This is a genomic window from Pseudomonas sp. NA-150, from assembly GCF_044336365.1.
In the GTDB taxonomy this organism is placed as follows: domain Bacteria; phylum Pseudomonadota; class Gammaproteobacteria; order Pseudomonadales; family Pseudomonadaceae; genus Aquipseudomonas.
Genome location: NZ_CP172305.1, coordinates 2,475,656 through 2,491,309 on the forward strand (window position 1 = coordinate 2,475,656; position 15,654 = coordinate 2,491,309).

At 58.9% G+C, this 15,654-nt stretch carries 15 protein-coding genes and 1 tRNA gene; 7 read left to right on the forward strand and 9 right to left on the reverse strand.

Annotated features, from left to right (window positions below):
- Positions 1-66: 66 nt before the first annotated feature.
- From ACF0H7_RS11845 to ACF0H7_RS11855, 3 genes are all read right to left on the reverse strand, one after another.
- Positions 67-915 carry a mechanosensitive ion channel family protein gene (locus ACF0H7_RS11845; protein WP_397452936.1) on the reverse strand — a complete coding sequence of 283 codons (849 nt, stop codon included), beginning with the start codon at positions 913-915 and terminating at the stop codon, positions 67-69.
- Positions 916-999: 84 nt separating this feature from the next.
- A complete protein-coding gene (locus ACF0H7_RS11850; protein ID WP_397452937.1) occupies positions 1,000-1,620 on the reverse strand; it encodes a LysE family translocator in 621 nt (206 codons plus the stop codon).
- A gap of 144 nt (positions 1,621-1,764) precedes the next feature.
- Positions 1,765-2,193: an NUDIX hydrolase gene (locus tag ACF0H7_RS11855; protein WP_397452938.1), complete on the reverse strand. Its 429-nt coding sequence runs from the start codon at positions 2,191-2,193 to the stop codon at positions 1,765-1,767.
- Positions 2,194-2,482: 289 nt separating this feature from the next.
- Here ACF0H7_RS11855 and ACF0H7_RS11860 point away from each other — a divergent pair, with 289 nt between their 5' ends.
- Positions 2,483-3,598, forward strand: coding sequence for an alkene reductase (locus ACF0H7_RS11860; RefSeq protein ID WP_397452939.1), 1,116 nt, complete (start codon positions 2,483-2,485; stop codon positions 3,596-3,598).
- Positions 3,599-3,686: 88 nt separating this feature from the next.
- The gene (locus ACF0H7_RS11865) at positions 3,687-4,676 is read left to right on the forward strand and encodes a zinc-dependent alcohol dehydrogenase family protein (protein WP_397452940.1); all 990 of its coding nucleotides are present in this window, start codon (positions 3,687-3,689) and stop codon (positions 4,674-4,676) included.
- 226 nt (positions 4,677-4,902) lie between these two features.
- Here ACF0H7_RS11865 and ACF0H7_RS11870 read toward each other — a convergent pair whose 3' ends face one another.
- Positions 4,903-5,787: a LysR family transcriptional regulator gene (locus tag ACF0H7_RS11870; protein ID WP_397452941.1), complete on the reverse strand. Its 885-nt coding sequence runs from the start codon at positions 5,785-5,787 to the stop codon at positions 4,903-4,905.
- 110 nt (positions 5,788-5,897) lie between these two features.
- Here ACF0H7_RS11870 and ACF0H7_RS11875 point away from each other — a divergent pair, with 110 nt between their 5' ends.
- Positions 5,898-6,515: a peroxiredoxin-like family protein gene (locus ACF0H7_RS11875; protein WP_397452942.1), complete on the forward strand. Its 618-nt coding sequence runs from the start codon at positions 5,898-5,900 to the stop codon at positions 6,513-6,515.
- Positions 6,516-6,652: 137 nt separating this feature from the next.
- Here ACF0H7_RS11875 and ACF0H7_RS11880 read toward each other — a convergent pair whose 3' ends face one another.
- A complete protein-coding gene (locus tag ACF0H7_RS11880) occupies positions 6,653-7,003 on the reverse strand; it encodes a BON domain-containing protein (RefSeq protein WP_397452943.1) in 351 nt (116 codons plus the stop codon).
- A 667-nt stretch (positions 7,004-7,670) separates the two neighbouring features.
- On the opposite strand from ACF0H7_RS11880, the gene yghU reads away from it, so the two are divergent.
- Positions 7,671-8,510 carry a glutathione-dependent disulfide-bond oxidoreductase gene (gene yghU / locus ACF0H7_RS11885; RefSeq protein WP_397452944.1) on the forward strand — a complete coding sequence of 280 codons (840 nt, stop codon included), beginning with the start codon at positions 7,671-7,673 and terminating at the stop codon, positions 8,508-8,510.
- A gap of 11 nt (positions 8,511-8,521) precedes the next feature.
- Here yghU and ACF0H7_RS11890 read toward each other — a convergent pair.
- From ACF0H7_RS11890 to ACF0H7_RS11905, 4 genes are all read right to left on the reverse strand, one after another.
- Positions 8,522-8,596: transfer RNA gene (locus ACF0H7_RS11890), tRNA-Gln, on the reverse strand.
- Between the two features lie 505 nt (positions 8,597-9,101).
- Positions 9,102-9,482, reverse strand: coding sequence for a RidA family protein (locus ACF0H7_RS11895; RefSeq protein WP_397452945.1), 381 nt, complete (start codon positions 9,480-9,482; stop codon positions 9,102-9,104).
- Between the two features lie 396 nt (positions 9,483-9,878).
- A complete protein-coding gene (gene mug / locus ACF0H7_RS11900) occupies positions 9,879-10,421 on the reverse strand; it encodes a G/U mismatch-specific DNA glycosylase (protein WP_397452946.1) in 543 nt (180 codons plus the stop codon).
- On the reverse strand, positions 10,418-11,041 hold the full coding sequence (locus tag ACF0H7_RS11905) for a TetR/AcrR family transcriptional regulator (RefSeq protein WP_397452947.1): 624 nt from the start codon (positions 11,039-11,041) through the stop codon (positions 10,418-10,420). Before ACF0H7_RS11905 ends, mug begins: the two co-directional genes overlap by 4 nt.
- A 317-nt stretch (positions 11,042-11,358) precedes the next feature.
- Between ACF0H7_RS11905 and ACF0H7_RS11910 the strand changes: the two genes are divergently transcribed.
- Genes ACF0H7_RS11910 through ACF0H7_RS11920 form a run of 3 tightly spaced genes read left to right on the forward strand, consistent with a single transcriptional unit; the run spans position 11,359 to position 15,486 of the window.
- Positions 11,359-12,495: an HlyD family secretion protein gene (locus ACF0H7_RS11910; RefSeq protein WP_397452948.1), complete on the forward strand. Its 1,137-nt coding sequence runs from the start codon at positions 11,359-11,361 to the stop codon at positions 12,493-12,495.
- Positions 12,495-13,994 (forward strand): DHA2 family efflux MFS transporter permease subunit, encoded by a 1,500-nt coding sequence (locus ACF0H7_RS11915; protein ID WP_397452949.1) that lies wholly within the window; start codon positions 12,495-12,497, stop codon positions 13,992-13,994. Before ACF0H7_RS11910 ends, ACF0H7_RS11915 begins: the two co-directional genes overlap by 1 nt.
- A 19-nt stretch (positions 13,995-14,013) precedes the next feature.
- Positions 14,014-15,486, forward strand: a complete 1,473-nt coding sequence (locus tag ACF0H7_RS11920; protein ID WP_397452950.1) for an efflux transporter outer membrane subunit — start codon at positions 14,014-14,016, stop codon at positions 15,484-15,486.
- The last annotated feature ends 168 nt before the right edge of the window (positions 15,487-15,654 follow it).

The following is a 15,654-nucleotide window of genomic DNA, read 5'->3' on the forward strand; positions in this document are numbered from 1 at the left end:
GACCGTCTTGCGGACACGGCCTCCAGCGTATGCACGGCGGCCGTTAGGAGCAGGCAAAGGGCAGGGTTATCCGGCGCTCTGCTGAATGATCACGGTCTGCGCTGGCATCGGCGCCGGGAAGCCGGCTTCGCCGAGGGCATCTTTGATGGTGCGGTTGGTGTCGAAATAAACCTGCCAGTAGTTTTCGTTGTGGCAGTAAGGACGTACCGCCAGCACCGGGCCGACCAGATTGAACTCCAGAATCTCCACATCGACGGGTGGTTCCGCGAGCACATTGGGCAAGGTGGCGATGTGTTGCTTGAGCACGGCGGCGGCCGCCTTCCAGTCAGTCGCGCCTGACAGCTGTGCCTTCAGTTCGACCCGGCGGAATGGGTTGTGGGTGAAGTTCTGGATGTTGTCGCTGAAGATTTTGTTGTTGCCGACCAAGGTCAGTACGTTATCCGGAGTGTTGATCGCGGTGGCGAACAAACCGATTTCAGTCACCGTGCCGGTGACCCCTCCGGCGCAGATGAAGTCGCCGACCTTGAACGGACGCAGGATGATAATAAAGGCGCCTGCGGCCAGATTCGCCAGCAACCCCGACCAGGCCATGCCGATGGCCAGGCCGACCGCAGCGAGCAGGGCGGCGAAGGTAGTGGTCTGCATGCCCAGGTAACCGAGGATGCCGATCACCAGGATAATGTTCAGCGTCACGGTGATGGCCGAGCCGACGTAACGCAGCACGGTCGGATCGACCTTCTGCCGGCTCAGCGCGCGCTGCACCATGCTGACCGCAAAGCCGATCAGCCAGCGACCGACAATCCAGAAGGCGACGGCGGAGAGAATCTTGACCGCGAAGGCTGCACCGTACTGCTGAATCAGTGCGATTAACGCGGCGAACTTCTCCGTGGTCACATTGACGATGGTCTGGTCCATGGCTGAGGCTCGCAAATGAAGGGGTAGCCTCAAACGCTAGCACAGCCAGCGTTCCCCGCCAGCCAATCGGCTGGCACGGCGATATTAGCGCCGACTGAAGGCCAAACGGGCGGCAAACAGCACGAAGAGGACCCCTGTTGTACGGTCCATCCAGGCGATCACTGTGCCCCGGCGCAGGATCCCGGCAAGCGGGCGAGTCGCGCCAATCAGCAGCATTGACCAGACCAGGCCGAGCAGCACATGAATGGCGACCAGGCCGAAGGTCCACGCCACCAATGGCTGCCCCTGCGGAATGAACTGCGGCAGAAACGAGACGTAGAAAATACCGACTTTGGGATTGAGCAGATTGCCCAGCATACCTTTGAGAAACCAATTGCTGCGCTGTTGGCCGTCGGCCGCAACGGTCGACAGCGCGCTGCGTGGACGCACCAGCATATTCAGCCCCAGCCAGCACAGGTAAGCCGCGCCACAGTATTTCAACAGGCTGAAGGCCAACTCGGACATAGCAATCAAAGCGCCCAGGCCAAACGCCACGGCAGCGCCCCACAGCAGACAGCCGGCATTGATACCCAGTGCTGCGCGCACCGCGTGTTGTTTGCCCTCTACCGTCGCGGTTCGCAGAATCAGCGCGGTGTCGAGCCCAGGGGTAAGCGTCAGCAGGGTGGCGGCGAGGGTAAAGGCCAGCAGGCTTTCAGTGATCGACATGGGCGTTGTTTTCGGAAGGGGCTGGAGCAAGCACGTTAGCACGGCGGGCAGCAAAGCCTTGGATTGAAAGTGCGCCGATCAGTAATGCTTTTGAAGAGTGTTTCTTTAAGTGGAATAGCTGCGGATATAAAGGTGATCGCCTGATCACTCTTCGACCTCGGCGAAAAACTGACACAAGCGTTGCTGCAAGGGACCCACGGCATCCGTCAGCGCCAGAAACGCCGCCACGCTCATTACCTGCCAGCGCTGTCCCTCATCGCCGAACACCACCTGGGCAAAACACCCCGCAGGCACCTCGGCGACAAAGAACCAAGTGTCGAGGCCATGCATGCCTTGGCCGGGGTAGACCCGGGTCCAGACGATGCAGGCAGGGTCCAGCGTCAGGCCGAACTCTTCCTCGGTCTCGCGCAACGCGCACTGCTCGGGAGTTTCTTTGCCTTCACGTCCACCGCCGGGCAAATCCCAAAGGCCGGGCCAGGGAATGGTCGGCTTGTCGTCGCGTTGGTAGGTCAGCAACTGGCCTTCGCACAGCACGGCAATCTTGGCGCCGGAGAAGGGTGGGTATGGCGGCATGTGAGAGGTCCTGTTTCGGCTGGCAAATCGTCAGCGGCTGTGCGTCAGTCTTCGCAGGCAAGCCTGCCACAGGTGATCGCATTTCTCTGGGACCAGGCTTGTCGGATCGCCGCGGCGCTGGCGAACTCACCCGCGCCGCGCATCCCGCCGTTCAACCACTAATCCTTTTTTGGAATGATTCATATCCCATTTCCCCATCTTATCGCAGCGCCACGGAATGGATAACTTCCTCTCAACGCCTCGGTGGCCAGACGACCGCCAGGCACTTTTACTGACAGAGGAAAAGATCATGGCTCATTTGTTCACTACCCAACAGGTCGGCGCCTACACCCTCTCGCACCGCGTCGTTCTGGCACCGATGACTCGCCTGCGGACGATTCAGCCTGGCGATATCCCAAGCCCGATGATGGCTGACTTCTACGGCCAGCGCGCTTCGCAAGGTGGTCTGGAAATCATCGAAGGCGTCAGCATTTCGGTCACTGCGCGTTCGTACCTGGGCGCTGCAAGCTTCTACCACGACGGTCAGTTGGAAGGCTGGAAAGCCATCGCCGATGCCATCCATGCCAAGGGCGGTCGGGCGTTTATGCAACTGATTCATGGCGGTCGTCAAAGCCACGTCGAAATGACTGGCGGCGTCGCGCCGGTTGCACCCTCGGTGGTGCCGTTCGAAGGCGTGGCAGTGACCAAAGATGGCTTCGTTCCGGCATCGCCACACCGTGCCCTCGACATTGAAGAAATTCCGGGCATCGTCGAAGAGTTCCGGGTTGCTGCTCAGCGTGCACTGGAAGCCGGTTTCGATGGTGTTGAATTGCACGGCGCGAACGGTTACCTGGTCGACCAGTTCATCCAGGACGGCACCAACCAGCGTACCGACGCCTATGGCGGTCCACTGGAGAACCGCGTGCGTTTCCTGCGTGAGTCGCTCGAAGCCTTGATTTCGGTCTGGGGTGCTGACCGGGTTGGCGTGCGCATCTCGCCGTCGGGGCAGTGGGGCGGTATCTCGGACAGCAACCCCGAGGCGACTTTCAGCTACGTGGCGAAAGTGCTGGACGGTTACAAGCTGGCCTACCTGCACGTGATCGAACCGCGCATCATTGGCGACTCCACGCTGCACGAAGGTCATCCACCGGTCGCCGTGAAGTACCTGCGCCCGCACTTCAGCGGTCCGATCATTGCCGCAGGTGGTTTTGACGGTGTCAGCGGCGAAGAAATTGTCGCTTCGGGTGATGCGGATCTAGTCGCCTACGGCCGGCACTTCTCGTCGAACCCCGACCTGCCATACCGTCTGAAGCACAAGCTGCCGCTCACCCCGTATGTGCGCGACGCGTTCTGGGGCGGTGATGAGACCGGCTACTCTGACTTCCTGGCGTCTGCGCCGGTGCTGGAAGCCGCCGAGATCGCCTGATGCCCGGCAGAGGTCCCTTGCAGGGGCTGCCCCTGGTGGCGCCTGCACATTTGACTGACTACACAATCGTTTCGCTTTGGAGATTCTTATGTCACGCATGATCAGCTTCGCAAAAGCCGGTGGCCCGGAAGTCCTTGAATTCGTCGAGACGTCAGTCCCGGCACCCGGAGCGCAGGAAGTCCGGATCAAGGTCAAGGCTATCGGCATCAACCGCGCCGAATCAATGTGGCGCACCGATGTGTACATCGAGCCGGTCACGTTTCCGGCCGGTCTTGGCTATGAGGCCGCCGGCATCGTCGATGCGGTGGGCGCAGAGGTCACCGAGGTTGCGGTGGGGGATGCGGTCAGCGTGATCCCGTCGTTCTCGATGAACCAGTATTTCACCTACGGCGAGGTCATCACGCTGCCGGCCTACGCGGTGGTGAAGCACCCAAGTTCGCTGTCGTTCGAACAGGCTGCCTCGGTATGGATGATGTTCGTCACCGCCTACGGGGCGCTGATTGAAGACGCCAAGGTTGGCCCAGGCGACTTCGTGGTGATTCCCGCGGCGTCCAGCAGTGTCGGGCTGGCGGCGATTCAGATCGCGGCCTATGCCGGCGCGACCGCCATCGCGCTGACCCGCACCTCGGCCAAGAAACAGCGGTTGCTGGAAGCCGGCGCTGCCCATGTGATCGCCACGGACGAAGTCGATCTGGTGCAAGAGGTGCTGCGCATCACCGACGGGAAGGGCGCTCGCGTGGTCTTCGACCCGGTCGGTGGACCGAACTTCGCCAAGCTGATCTCGGTGCTCTGTTTTCAGGGCACGGCCTATCTCTACGGCGCGCTGGCCGAGGGCGATACCACCCTGCCGGTACTCGAGATGATCGCCAAGATGCCGGTGATCAAGGGCCACAACATCTGGCTCACCAGTGGCGACGAAACGCGCCGCAAGGCAGCGGTGCAGTACGTCTTGAAAGGCCTCGAAAGCGGCGCGCTCAAGCCGGTCATTGATCACACGTTCAGGTTCGACGAGATGGTGGATGTTCACCGTTATCTGGAGAACAACGGCCAGTTCGGCAAGATCGTCGTCACTGTGTGAAGGGTGTCCTGGCCAATTCGGCCAGGAACTCTGTGGGAGATTCTATGCTCCCAGGCAATACGCAAGCCCTCTGTAGGAGCTGCCGCAGGCTGCGATCAATAGCCATCGCGAAGGTCGTTCCGACCTTATCGCAGCCTGCGGCAGCTCCTACAAAATCAGGGCTAACCGTCGATTTTTGTTTAGCCACAAATCCCTGTAGGGGCCAACTTGTTGACTCAACACCTGTTCAGTCGGCCAGGCAAGTTTCGACAAACGCCACGAACTGTCTGGCCTTGGTGCTGGCAAGCCGTCCAGTGGGGTACACCGCTGACAGGTGGATATTGGGCAGTAGCCAATCGTCCATGACCGACATCACTGCGCCGGATTTCAACTCCGGGGTAAAGGCCCATTCGGAGACGATGGTCAGCCCGATGTCGGCAATCACGGCTGCGCGTATGCCTTCGGTCGCGGTGATCTTCATCGGGCCTTGCACCTTGACCGAAATCTCCGCCGTATCCTTGCAGAACTTCCAGTCTTCGCCACCACCGTCGCGCGTGTAAATCACCGCCCGATGCGCGAGCAGGTCGGCGGGTTCGCGGGGGATGCCATAACGCTTGAAATACTCAGGGGTGCCAATCACCCGACGTCGCGCCTCGGCGATCCGCCGTGCGGTCATGTTGCTGTCGGGCAGGGCGCCCATGCGCAGGGCCACGTCGACGCCTTCGTTGACCAGGTCGATATTGCGATCGTCGAGGATCAGCTCCAGTTCCAGGTTCGGGTGCTCCTCCAGAAACAGCGGCAAGCGCGGCACGATATGCAAGCGTGCAAAGCACACTGCCGCCGACACCCGAAGCTTGCCGGATAACCCGGACGCCGAGCCGCGCGCCGCCAGGACTGCCTCGTCGGTTTCTTCGACCGCGCGCTTGGCTCGCAGGTAAAAACTCTGCCCCGCCTCGGTGGCTGTCAGCGCCCGCGTCGAGCGCAACAGCAGCTTGACGCCCAACCATTCCTCCAGTTGCGCGATGGCTTTCGACACGGCGGGCTGGCCAACGTTGTAGTGGCGGGCTGCGGCCGAGAACGAGCCGGTGTCGACGACACGGATGAAAATCTCGAATGCCGCGAGGCGGTCCATAATGATTCCCCGTTGGAATAAGCGCTATCCGATTTTGCGCCTTCCGCCCTCGCAGTGGAATGGATAAATTGTTCTCATCACGGCGTTTTGCTTACCTGATGGAGGTGCGTATGTCAGAGGATACGATTCAAGCAGGGGTTACCCGCCAGCAGTCGGACGCCGATGCTGAATTGGCCGCGACCGCTGCCTCGGGCGCGGCCTCCAGAGCGCTGCGTGCCGGCGCAAGGGCGCCCACATTCACCCTCGCGGATGCAGACGGGCAGCGCGTCGCCCTTGAAAGTCTGCTGAGCGCTGGCCCCGTGGTGCTGCATTTTTTTCGCGGCGCCTGGTGCTCGTTCGGCGAAGAAAGCCGCGCCGAGTTTGCCGCCGTCCATGAGCAGGTGCTGGCCCTAGGCGCGAATGCCATTGCCATCGCGCCACCTTGCACTGTCAGCACGCACGGCGTCGGTACGCCGATGCGCGAGTTGCTGGACATCGACATGAAAGTGGCTCGGGCGTATGGGCTGGCATTCGATCTGCCTGCGGGCTTGCGATCACGCTACCAAACGCTGGGTTATGTGCCGCCAGTGACCCGAAAGTCCGGCACCTGGCTGGTACCGTTGCCGGCAACGTATTTGCTGGACCACGATGGGACCGTAGCGCTGGCATTCATTGATGTGGACTATCGCAAGCACTTTGAGGCCGGATCTTTGCTCAATGCGTTAAGGGCATTGCAGGCGCGGTATTAGGTGCTCGACCGGGAGGTAAAATTGCTCAGCCGGCATGAAAGGCTGCTGCAGTCTTAAAGAAAGAAAGAAAAGGGACGAATTTATAATCACACGAACATAAATCCGCCCCCTTGATCCTCTTCACGCAATGGCTCTTGTCATTTGTCATCCAGCCTCGTCGACGATTGTGGCCGGGTTTCCGGATTTTCTTCCGCGTTGGGAGCTTCCGGGAAAGTCCCTGGCTTGAACACATGGGTCAGTAAGTCGCTGGCGTCGATTTCGGCGACACCCTGGACCGCCCGGACCAGACTGATAGCGTGATCACGCTCTTTATGGCTATTGACCCGGCCGCCCAATATGACCCTGCCGGCGTAGGTTTTGACGTTGATATGCAGGCCAAGGGTCGGATCGGCCAGTGCCAAGGCTGACTTCACCTTGGCGGTAATCCATGAATCGTGAACGGTCATTTCCACAGCGTGAGAGTAATGTTGGAACGAATGCATTTTCATTGCAGGGCCCTCTTTGGTGTCTTCAGACGTACCTTCCACCTCGTTGGTTGTGCCGCCCTCTGCCTGTCAGGCGAGCGAGAATGGGTTTTGCAGTACTCGCCACGCAAATATGGACACTTGCTCAGTATAGTCCGGCCTAAATCGGCTCCTGACGTAATCGACCGTCGGGCTCCCACGCGGTTTTCTTGAGCGAATAACACTTCCATAAGGCCGGGGCGGTTGAAAGGTTTAACTCTGCGTCATACAAAAATACCGCACCCAGTTTCAACGTGGCTTTTTGCGTGCGGATATTGGCCGGTGCAATGTGAAAGTACACCTCGTCGAAGTGCGCAAGGTCTGGTGAGCTGTAAAAGCTGCAACTGCCAATGGTTTTTCCAGAGCGCAGGTCATACGCCACCAGCGATTTTTTGGTCGATAACAACGCAGGCTTAAATCAAGTCTAGATCGGTCGCGTTTTCAGGGAAGATCCATTGCCAGCTGAATCGATAGATCCATTGTTGCCGTGGGTTTCGCCAGAATAAAACTCAAACCTGCTTGTGCCACGAGGCCAGTGCCCCCATGTACCTTGATGACGAAATTCGAGGTCAGCTCGGGCCTGCCTGAACTGCCCTCCGTGAGGGTCGGTCTCATCATGACCTGAAGCAGTGTCCAACCCAGAGGTCACCCAATGAGCAAAGCACCTTATGTTCCGCCGACGGTCTGGCGCAACGACGCGCCGTCTGGTGGGGCGTTCGCCAGCATCAATCGACCCACTGCCGGGCCGACCCATGACAAGGTGCTGCCGGTCGGCAAACATCCCTTTCAGCTATACTCCCTGGCCACGCCCAATGGGGTGAAGGTCACCATCCTGCTCGAGGAGCTGCTGGCGCTCGGGCACAGCGACGCCGAGTACGACGCCTGGCTTATCCGCATTAACGAGGGCGATCAGTTCTCCAGCGGCTTTGTCGAGATCAATCCCAACTCAAAGATTCCGGCATTGCTGGACCGTAGCGTGGAGCCGGCGATTCGCGTATTCGAGTCCGGCTCGATCCTGCTGTACCTGGCGGAAAAATTTGGTCACTACCTGCCCACTGATTCGGCTGGGCGCACGGAGACCCTGAACTGGCTTTTCTGGCAGATGGGTTCGGCGCCTTATCTGGGCGGTGGTTTCGGGCATTTCTACGCTTACGCGCCGGAGAAGTGGGAATACCCGATCAACCGTTTCACCATGGAAACCAAGCGTCAGTTGGACGTTCTCGATCGTCGCCTTGCCGAGAGTCCCTACCTGGCCGGCGACAACTACACCATCGCCGATATCGCGGTCTGGGCCTGGTACGGCCAACTGGTGCGGGGCAGCTTGTATTCGGCGGCCGAGTTCCTTGCGGCGCATGAGTACACCCATGTACAGCGCTGGGCGGAAGAAATCGCCAACCGGCCTGCGGTGCTGCGAGGAATGCGCGTCAACCGGACCTGGGGCGACGAAGCAAACCAGGTGCCGGAGCGACATGAGGCTGCGGATCTGGGTTAACCGGGGGGGAATGGCAGGGGCGGCTGGATTCGAACCAACGCATGGCAGGATCAAAACCTGCTGCCTTACCGCTTGGCGACGCCCCTGTATCTGTAGCTGCGAGTGGCTGGCACTCGATTGTGGATTTTTGCAGCGTGCGTTTGACCGCGACAGACCCTATGCGAGCCTCTGCAAGAACGGGCGGGAATTTACCAGCTTTTGCTGTGTTCTGGAAGCCTTCTAACAGATAATTTTGTTTTAAAACAGACGGTTACCACTTGTCGGGTTGGGGCGAGCGCGGCATCGATCAGTTTGACGCCGTGGCATGGTCAGATCCTCGCAAAACCGACCCTGCCAGTTAAAAACTGTTACCTATGTGCGTGAGTCATACCCAGGGTTCCCTGCCGACCACAGATTCTGCGTCATGCTCAGATTTGTGTGGGAGATTCTATGTTCCCAGGCAACACACAATCCCTGTAGAAGCTGCCGCAGGCTGCGAACAATAGCCATCGCGAAGGTCGTTCCGACCTTATCGCAGCCTGCGGCAGCTCCTACAAAATGGGGGCCAACCGTGGATTTTTGTCCAACCACAAATCACTGTGGGAGACGATTTCAGCCCTTGGCCGCCATTGCGGTGACTTCCACGCGCATGCCTTCCACCGCCAGTGCGGCCACGCCCACGGCGGCGCGAACCGGCCAGGGTTTGGCGAAGAAGCGTTTGTACACCTCGTTGAAGGCCGCGCGGTCGGCCATGTCAGTGAGGTAGATGGTCAGATGCATCACGCGGTCCATGGAACTGCCGGCGCGCTCCAACGCAACTTTCAATGCCTGCAACGTGCACTCGCTCTGCGCAACGATATCGCCCAGCTCCAGGCTGCCGTCGGCGCGGGTCGGAATCTGGGTGGAAACCAGCACACCGGCGAAGCCGACGACGTCGGAGGAAATGGAGTGCGCATCGGGATCGGGGATGAAGGTCAGGTCGTGGTTGGCCATCAGAAACTCATGATTGGAGGGGTAGAGGCGGCCAGTTTACAGATCATGACGTGCAGAAACGAAAAAGCCCGCACAGGGCGGGCTTCGAAATTCTAGTAGGTGGCCGGTGCTGGTCTCCGGCTTACAAGGTTTATCAGGCCTCTCACAAAACAGTTTTACAGTTTTGCATTATTTTACTGTTCTGCCTCACACGGCATAAGGGCTGGATCTCAGCGCGGAGATCTTTCTAACCGTGTACCCTTTGGAACGCGCCCCACGTGTCCTTGCTATCCACTTGCGCATCAGTCTGCGTTTTCACCTACTGCTTCAGGATAGCAAAACAGGCAACGTCCTGGCCGTGGTTTTTAGAACGATTTTGCCCAATGAAATCGGCGGCAGGATGCAAATAATCTATGGTCAGCCGGAGGTGTCCGGGGCGCTCGAATCCCCGCGCTCGCGGGTAGCGAGGTGAAGCTGTCGATACGCGTCGACCAGTTGCTCCAGGGAGAACGCAAGATTGCGTCCGCTGGGGTTGGGCAGTACCCAGACCGAGGCCCCGCCAAAGGTTTTTGTTTGCAACCCCCACGGCACCTGCTGTTGGCCGGATAGCGCGCAATACGCAGCCTTGCCGAGAAACGCCACGAAGCGTGGCGCATGGCGCACGATCTTTTGTTCAAAATCTGCGGCAACCGCGCTGAACTCATCCGCCGACAGCTGATCCGCACTCGCCGTAGGCCGTTCTACCACTGCGGTCAGTCCACACTGATACTGCAAGATCGTTCGATCGTCCTGCGGGCGGACCTCATGCGGGGTAAAACCGGCGAGATGCAGCGTGCGCCAAAAGCGATTGCCTCTCCCCGCAAAATGATGCCCTTGGGTAGCCGCCATCACCCCTGGATTGATCCCGCAAAAAATCACGGCGAGCTGCTCGCTGAGGATGTCTTCGAGCCGTCCGCTCATCCGCAAATCACGCTGACTGCTTTGCGTGCAAGCTCCGTCAATTCAGGGCGGGATACACCTGCCCGCGCACGTATCGAGATGCTGTGCAGCAAGGCTGACGCAAGTACGGCAAGGGCCGACGGATCGGCATCGGTTTTCAGCTCGCCGGAATCGATTGCTACCCGCAGACGCTTTTCGAGATCGGCATCGAGCGTACTGAGTCGGTCCGCGAGCACCTCGCGTATCTCGGCATCTTCAACGGCCTCAGTCGGCGCGGTGCCGATCGTGAAGCAGCCGCGTGGTTGGCCTTCACCGGAAAAATAGATCGACAACTGTCCCTGGTAAAAACCCATCAACGCCTGTTCCAGCGTCAGGTCTTTGTTCATCAACGCCTCATGCATGGCGCCCGCGGCAATCTCCCAATAGCGTTCAAGCGCCTTGATATACAGCGCGTGTTTGTCGCCAAACGCGGCGTACAGGCTCGGTCGATTCATGCCCGCTGCAGCGGCGATGCTGTCTAGCGAAGCGCCTGAATAGCCGGTGTTCCAAAACACATCGAGCGCCTGTTGCAGCGCGGTTTGGGGGTCATACGCACGGGGCCGGCCGCGACGGGTGGCACCACTAACTTTATTTTGTTCCATCTCGCATAAAATCCTTGATCAGGGTTGGGTCGAGGTATATTCTTACACCATCGCACAAAAATGAGGAACCAGAATTTCCGAATTTTTCAGCTTTGTTGCGACGTACCTCGAACTGAGTGTTGCGGCGACGAAACAAGGCGGTGGAGTCACCCTCCGATCCGCGCACCGTGTGGCTGTTCTTTGTGGGAAAGGTTGGCTGGGAGTCGAAGTGTTGTCCCACCGGGCTGTAGTCCTCACAGCAATGATTGACATATAGGGCGACAGGCGATTTCCGCGGGTGTCGACCCGATTTTCCGGCTAATAAGGTGAATTGGATCATGACTAAACAGTTCGATAGCACAGCGACACAAAACACCGCGCACCCAGGCCCGACCGACGGTGAAACGCGCGCCAGGAAACCGATGAAAGAGCGGTTGCGGCCGCTGTTGATGGTGGGTTTCCCGGCTATTCTTGCAGCGGTAGGCGTGGCGCACTATTTGGCGAGCGAACCCTACATGACGACTGATAACGCCTTTGCCCGGGTGGCCAAGACATCGATCAACGCACGGGTTTCCGGACAAGTCGTTGAAATCGCCGTCGAGGACAACCAGAAGGTACACAAGGGCGATGTCCTGTACCGGATCAACCCGGAACCGTTCCAGATCGCGGTCAATCGGGCGGAGTCGCAACTGAACGTTGCACGCCTTCGTATCGACGGACTCAAGGCAACCTACCGCCAGCAGTTGGCTGATCTGCAATCGGCCAAAGAGTCCGCCGACTTCGATCAAAAGGAATTCGGCCGCAAGAAAGCGTTGGTTGCTACCGAGTTCGTCTCACGCGCCGCTTACGATCGGGCAGATACCGATCTCAAGGTTTCTCGTCAGCGTATCGCCTCGGTCGAGCAACAGATCGCCAGTACCGTGGTTGCGTTGAACGGCAATCCGGACATCAACGTCGACAACCACCCGACGGTTCGCGAGGCCAAGACTCAGCTCGACGAAGCGCAGCTCTACCTGTCGTATGCAACGGTTTACGCGCCAGATGACGGCGTGGTGGCCAAGGTCGACGACTTGCAGGTTGGCAACTACGTCAACAGCGGCACTCCAGGCTTTTCACTGCTGTCCACTCACCGAATTTGGATCGAAGCCAACTTCCGTGAAACCGAGGTGACGCATATGCGTCCAGGTCAGGAAGCAACCATCAGACTCGATACCTATTCGGATCATGTCTTCAAAGCGCACGTGACCAGCATGAGCCCAGGCGCCGGTTCCGACTTCGCCTTGTTGCCGCCGGAAAACGCCACGGGCAACTGGGTCAAGGTTGTACAGCGGGTACCGGTACGGCTTGAGCTTGACGAAGTAGACCCTGAATTGACCTTGTTCTCGGGCATCAGCGCCACGGTCAAGGTGGATACCGGTCATCGCAGCCCTTGGTGGCAGCCGCTCAAAAGCTTGATGACTGCAGGTAACCCATAATGAACGCGACTGTTGCGGGAAATCCGGGGGAAGGGGGCGCACGCAGTTTAAGGATCGCCGCTCTGCTGGCGACCTGGATGCAGTCTGCGAACTTACCGTTACCGAATTCGTCACTGCGGTTTATTCAGGCCGGGTTATCGATGAGCGATGACGAAGCCGGTTGGATCTTCACCTCCTACGTCGCGGGCAGTGTGCTGACGATGCCCTTGGCGCAGTGGCTTGCCGGGCGCTTTGGCTTGAAGTTGGTGTATCAAATCGCGCTGGTTATCTTCGGCCTTAGTTCAGTGCTGTTGGCGATGGCTACGACCCCATTGGAATTCGTCGGCGCACGCGTTGTACAAGGCGCGGCAAGCGGCATATTGGGGCCGTTGTCGATGGGCATCACCATGGAGACATTGCCACCTGAGCGGCGAGTCAAATTTGGCGCAGTGTGGACGGCCGTGGTGCTGTTGGGCATTGCCACAGGGCCGACGATCGGCGCGTTGCTCAGCGAGTATTACGGCTGGCATTCGATGTACTACGCCGACGTTCCGCTGACCGCCTTTATCTTCCTGGTGATGATGCTTCTGCTCCCGGAAAAAAAGGCTGAGAAACGTCCGTTGTTCGACTTCTTTGGGTTTGGCACCTTCACTCTCGGCGTGATCGGGTTGCAGATGATGATCGACAACGGCGAGCGCCTCGATTGGTTCGACTCACCGGCAATCTGGGCTGAAGCAATCATGTGTGTCGGCGGGTTCTATCTGTTCTTCGTCCACATGTTCACCCGCAAGACGCATTTTCTCAGCAAAGACTTGTTCAACGACCGCAACTTCGTGCTGTCCACGATCATCTTTTTTGCCGTGGGTTTCGTGCTGTTGTCGACCATGGCGCTGACTTCGCCGATGCTGGATGAAATCCTCGGCTATCCACCGATTACTACCGGCTTGATGACGGTTCCGCGTGGTGTTGGGTTGGTCGGTGCGTTCCTGTTGATGGGCCGTGTTTCCGGCCGGATCGACGTCCGACTGTTCGTCGCGGCAGGTATCGCCTTGGTGGCGTATGCCAATTGGCAAATGCTCGGTTATTCGCCCTTGATGGATTGGACGCCCGTGGCCATTGCGGGCTTCATTCAGGGCGCGGGTCTGGGGGTGTTGATGGCGTCGGTGCCGAAGATGGCGTTCAGCACCCTCGATCCCAAGTTCCGTCCTGAGGCAACAGGTTTTTTCAACCTGACCCGGGGCTACGGCAGCATGCTCGGTGTGGCGGTGGTGCAACTGTTTTTCTTTAACCATACGCAAGCCATGCACCAGGCAATGGCCAGTAACCTGACGATTTATCGCGCCGCGGCTCACGCCGTGACGGCCGCGCCATCCCTGCAAGCATTAGCGGGGCTGAATGAAATGGTTACCGGTCAGGCGGCGTTTGTCGCAGTGATCAACCAGTTCAAAATTTTGCTGGTGGTGATGCTAGTGGTGAGCCCACTGGTTGTCTTTCTTCGTAAACCCGCTTCGGCCAACTAGTTTTCGTGGAGTCTGCCAAATGATATCCAATACTTTCGACATCAATAGACAACGATTGCTCACCACACTCAGCGCAATGTCCATTGCTGTATTTTTGTCTGCTTGCACCGTCGGCCCTGACTTTAAAGAGCCCGCTGCCAGCACCTCGGAACACTATGACCAACAAGCAGAGCAACGTCTTGGGCAGACCGGTGGCAAGCCCGGCGAGCAACACGTTGAACTGGGCAAAAAGGTCAGCGGTGATTGGTGGTCTGCCTTTCATTCGCCCAAGCTCGATAAAGTGGTACAGCGCGCAATCGACGGCAACCTGGAATTGGTAGCTGCCGACGCCACGATTCGCCAGGCGGCGTCCTCGGTCGCGGCGGCGGAAGGGGTGCTGTATCCGCAAGTTGATTTTGCTGCCTCGGGTGGCCGCACGCGGGTAAAAAACGGGCCTCAGGCAACCGTCAATAATTTCTATGCGGTTGGGCCACGAGTGGCCTTCGATCTTGACGTATTCGGCGGCAACAAGCGCCAGATTGAACAGCAACAAGCGGTCGCGGACTTTCAGAAGCATAAATACGAGGCTGCCTACCTAACCTTGACCGGCAACGTCGCCAGTCAGGCGATATTGATGGCCTCGGCAAACGCGCAGATAGAAGCCGTTCAACGACTGCTCGCCGATGACGCGAAAAACCTCGACCTGGTTCGCCGGGCGCACGCCAGCGGCGCGACCACGCAGATCGACGTTTCGTTGGCCGAGACCCGGCTCGCCGAGGACCGCACGCTGTTGCCACCTTTGGCTCAGCAGCGCGATTCGGCACGCCACGCGCTGTCGATTCTGACCGGCAAAGGCCCGGGCGACTGGGTGCCGCCGGACTTCACCCTTGACGAGTTTGCCTTGCCGTCGAACGTGCCGGTCAGTTTGCCGTCGGAAATGGCCCACGACCGGCCGGATATTCTGCAAGCCGAGTCGGAAATGCACATTGCCAGCGCCGCAGTAGGCGTAGCGACCGCGAATCTCTACCCTCATATCGAGCTTTCGGCCTCGTTGGCGCAAGCGGCGTCGGGCAATGGTGGTGCGGCACTGTGGGGCTTCGCTGCCGGCCTGACCGGTCCAATCTTCAACGGCGGCACGCTTGAAGCGGAACGCCAGGCTGCAGTCGAGGGCTACAAAGCGACGTATGCGGGCTACCAGCAGACGGTCATCAGCTCGTTCGGCCAAGTGGCCGATACGTTGCAGGCGATCAACCATGACGCCGAAGGAAACCTCGCGCAGAACGACGCATTGCAGGCGGCGCAAACCAGTTTGCGCTTGAACCAGCAAGCCTACACCCAGGGTGAAAACAGTGTGCTGCAGGTGCTGGAAGCACAACGCGCTTACGAGCAGGCGTTGCTCGGGCAAATCAAAGTGAAGACCGCGCAATACCTGGATACGGTGCACTTGTTTGTGGTGCTGGGCGGTAATTCGGTCGGTGTCTTTGATCAACGGGCTAACGCGCGCAAAAGTTGACAGTGTTTCAACGTCACGGGCAGCAGCGCCCGTTGTACACGCTCCGTTAATTAACGATTGCCTACAGTTGTCAGTCGAAACTCCATGATATCCCGCGACGTAAAGTATCGGGTGATGTGAGTTTCTGGCCAGGGAGTGGCGCGTCTGTTTGTTGGTGTGGAACAAAGT

What these genes read in the sequence shown, in the direction of transcription:
- ACF0H7_RS11860 (WP_397452939.1), top strand. Translation starts at nt 2,483, where the DNA reads ATGGCTCATTTGTTCACTACCCAACAGGTCGGCGCCTACACCCTCTCG.
- ACF0H7_RS11880 (WP_397452943.1), bottom strand. Translation starts at nt 7,003, where the DNA reads ATGAAAATGCATTCGTTCCAACATTACTCTCACGCTGTGGAAATGACC.
- ACF0H7_RS11915 (WP_397452949.1), top strand. Translation starts at nt 12,495, where the DNA reads ATGAACGCGACTGTTGCGGGAAATCCGGGGGAAGGGGGCGCACGCAGT.
- ACF0H7_RS11920 (WP_397452950.1), top strand. Translation starts at nt 14,014, where the DNA reads ATGATATCCAATACTTTCGACATCAATAGACAACGATTGCTCACCACA.
- ACF0H7_RS11870 (WP_397452941.1), bottom strand. Translation starts at nt 5,787, where the DNA reads ATGGACCGCCTCGCGGCATTCGAGATTTTCATCCGTGTCGTCGACACC.
- ACF0H7_RS11875 (WP_397452942.1), top strand. Translation starts at nt 5,898, where the DNA reads ATGTCAGAGGATACGATTCAAGCAGGGGTTACCCGCCAGCAGTCGGAC.
- ACF0H7_RS11905 (WP_397452947.1), bottom strand. Translation starts at nt 11,041, where the DNA reads ATGGAACAAAATAAAGTTAGTGGTGCCACCCGTCGCGGCCGGCCCCGT.
- mug (WP_397452946.1), bottom strand. Translation starts at nt 10,421, where the DNA reads ATGAGCGGACGGCTCGAAGACATCCTCAGCGAGCAGCTCGCCGTGATT.
- ACF0H7_RS11910 (WP_397452948.1), top strand. Translation starts at nt 11,359, where the DNA reads ATGACTAAACAGTTCGATAGCACAGCGACACAAAACACCGCGCACCCA.
- ACF0H7_RS11845 (WP_397452936.1), bottom strand. Translation starts at nt 915, where the DNA reads ATGGACCAGACCATCGTCAATGTGACCACGGAGAAGTTCGCCGCGTTA.
- ACF0H7_RS11850 (WP_397452937.1), bottom strand. Translation starts at nt 1,620, where the DNA reads ATGTCGATCACTGAAAGCCTGCTGGCCTTTACCCTCGCCGCCACCCTG.
- yghU (WP_397452944.1), top strand. Translation starts at nt 7,671, where the DNA reads ATGAGCAAAGCACCTTATGTTCCGCCGACGGTCTGGCGCAACGACGCG.
- ACF0H7_RS11895 (WP_397452945.1), bottom strand. Translation starts at nt 9,482, where the DNA reads ATGGCCAACCACGACCTGACCTTCATCCCCGATCCCGATGCGCACTCC.
- ACF0H7_RS11865 (WP_397452940.1), top strand. Translation starts at nt 3,687, where the DNA reads ATGTCACGCATGATCAGCTTCGCAAAAGCCGGTGGCCCGGAAGTCCTT.
- ACF0H7_RS11855 (WP_397452938.1), bottom strand. Translation starts at nt 2,193, where the DNA reads ATGCCGCCATACCCACCCTTCTCCGGCGCCAAGATTGCCGTGCTGTGC.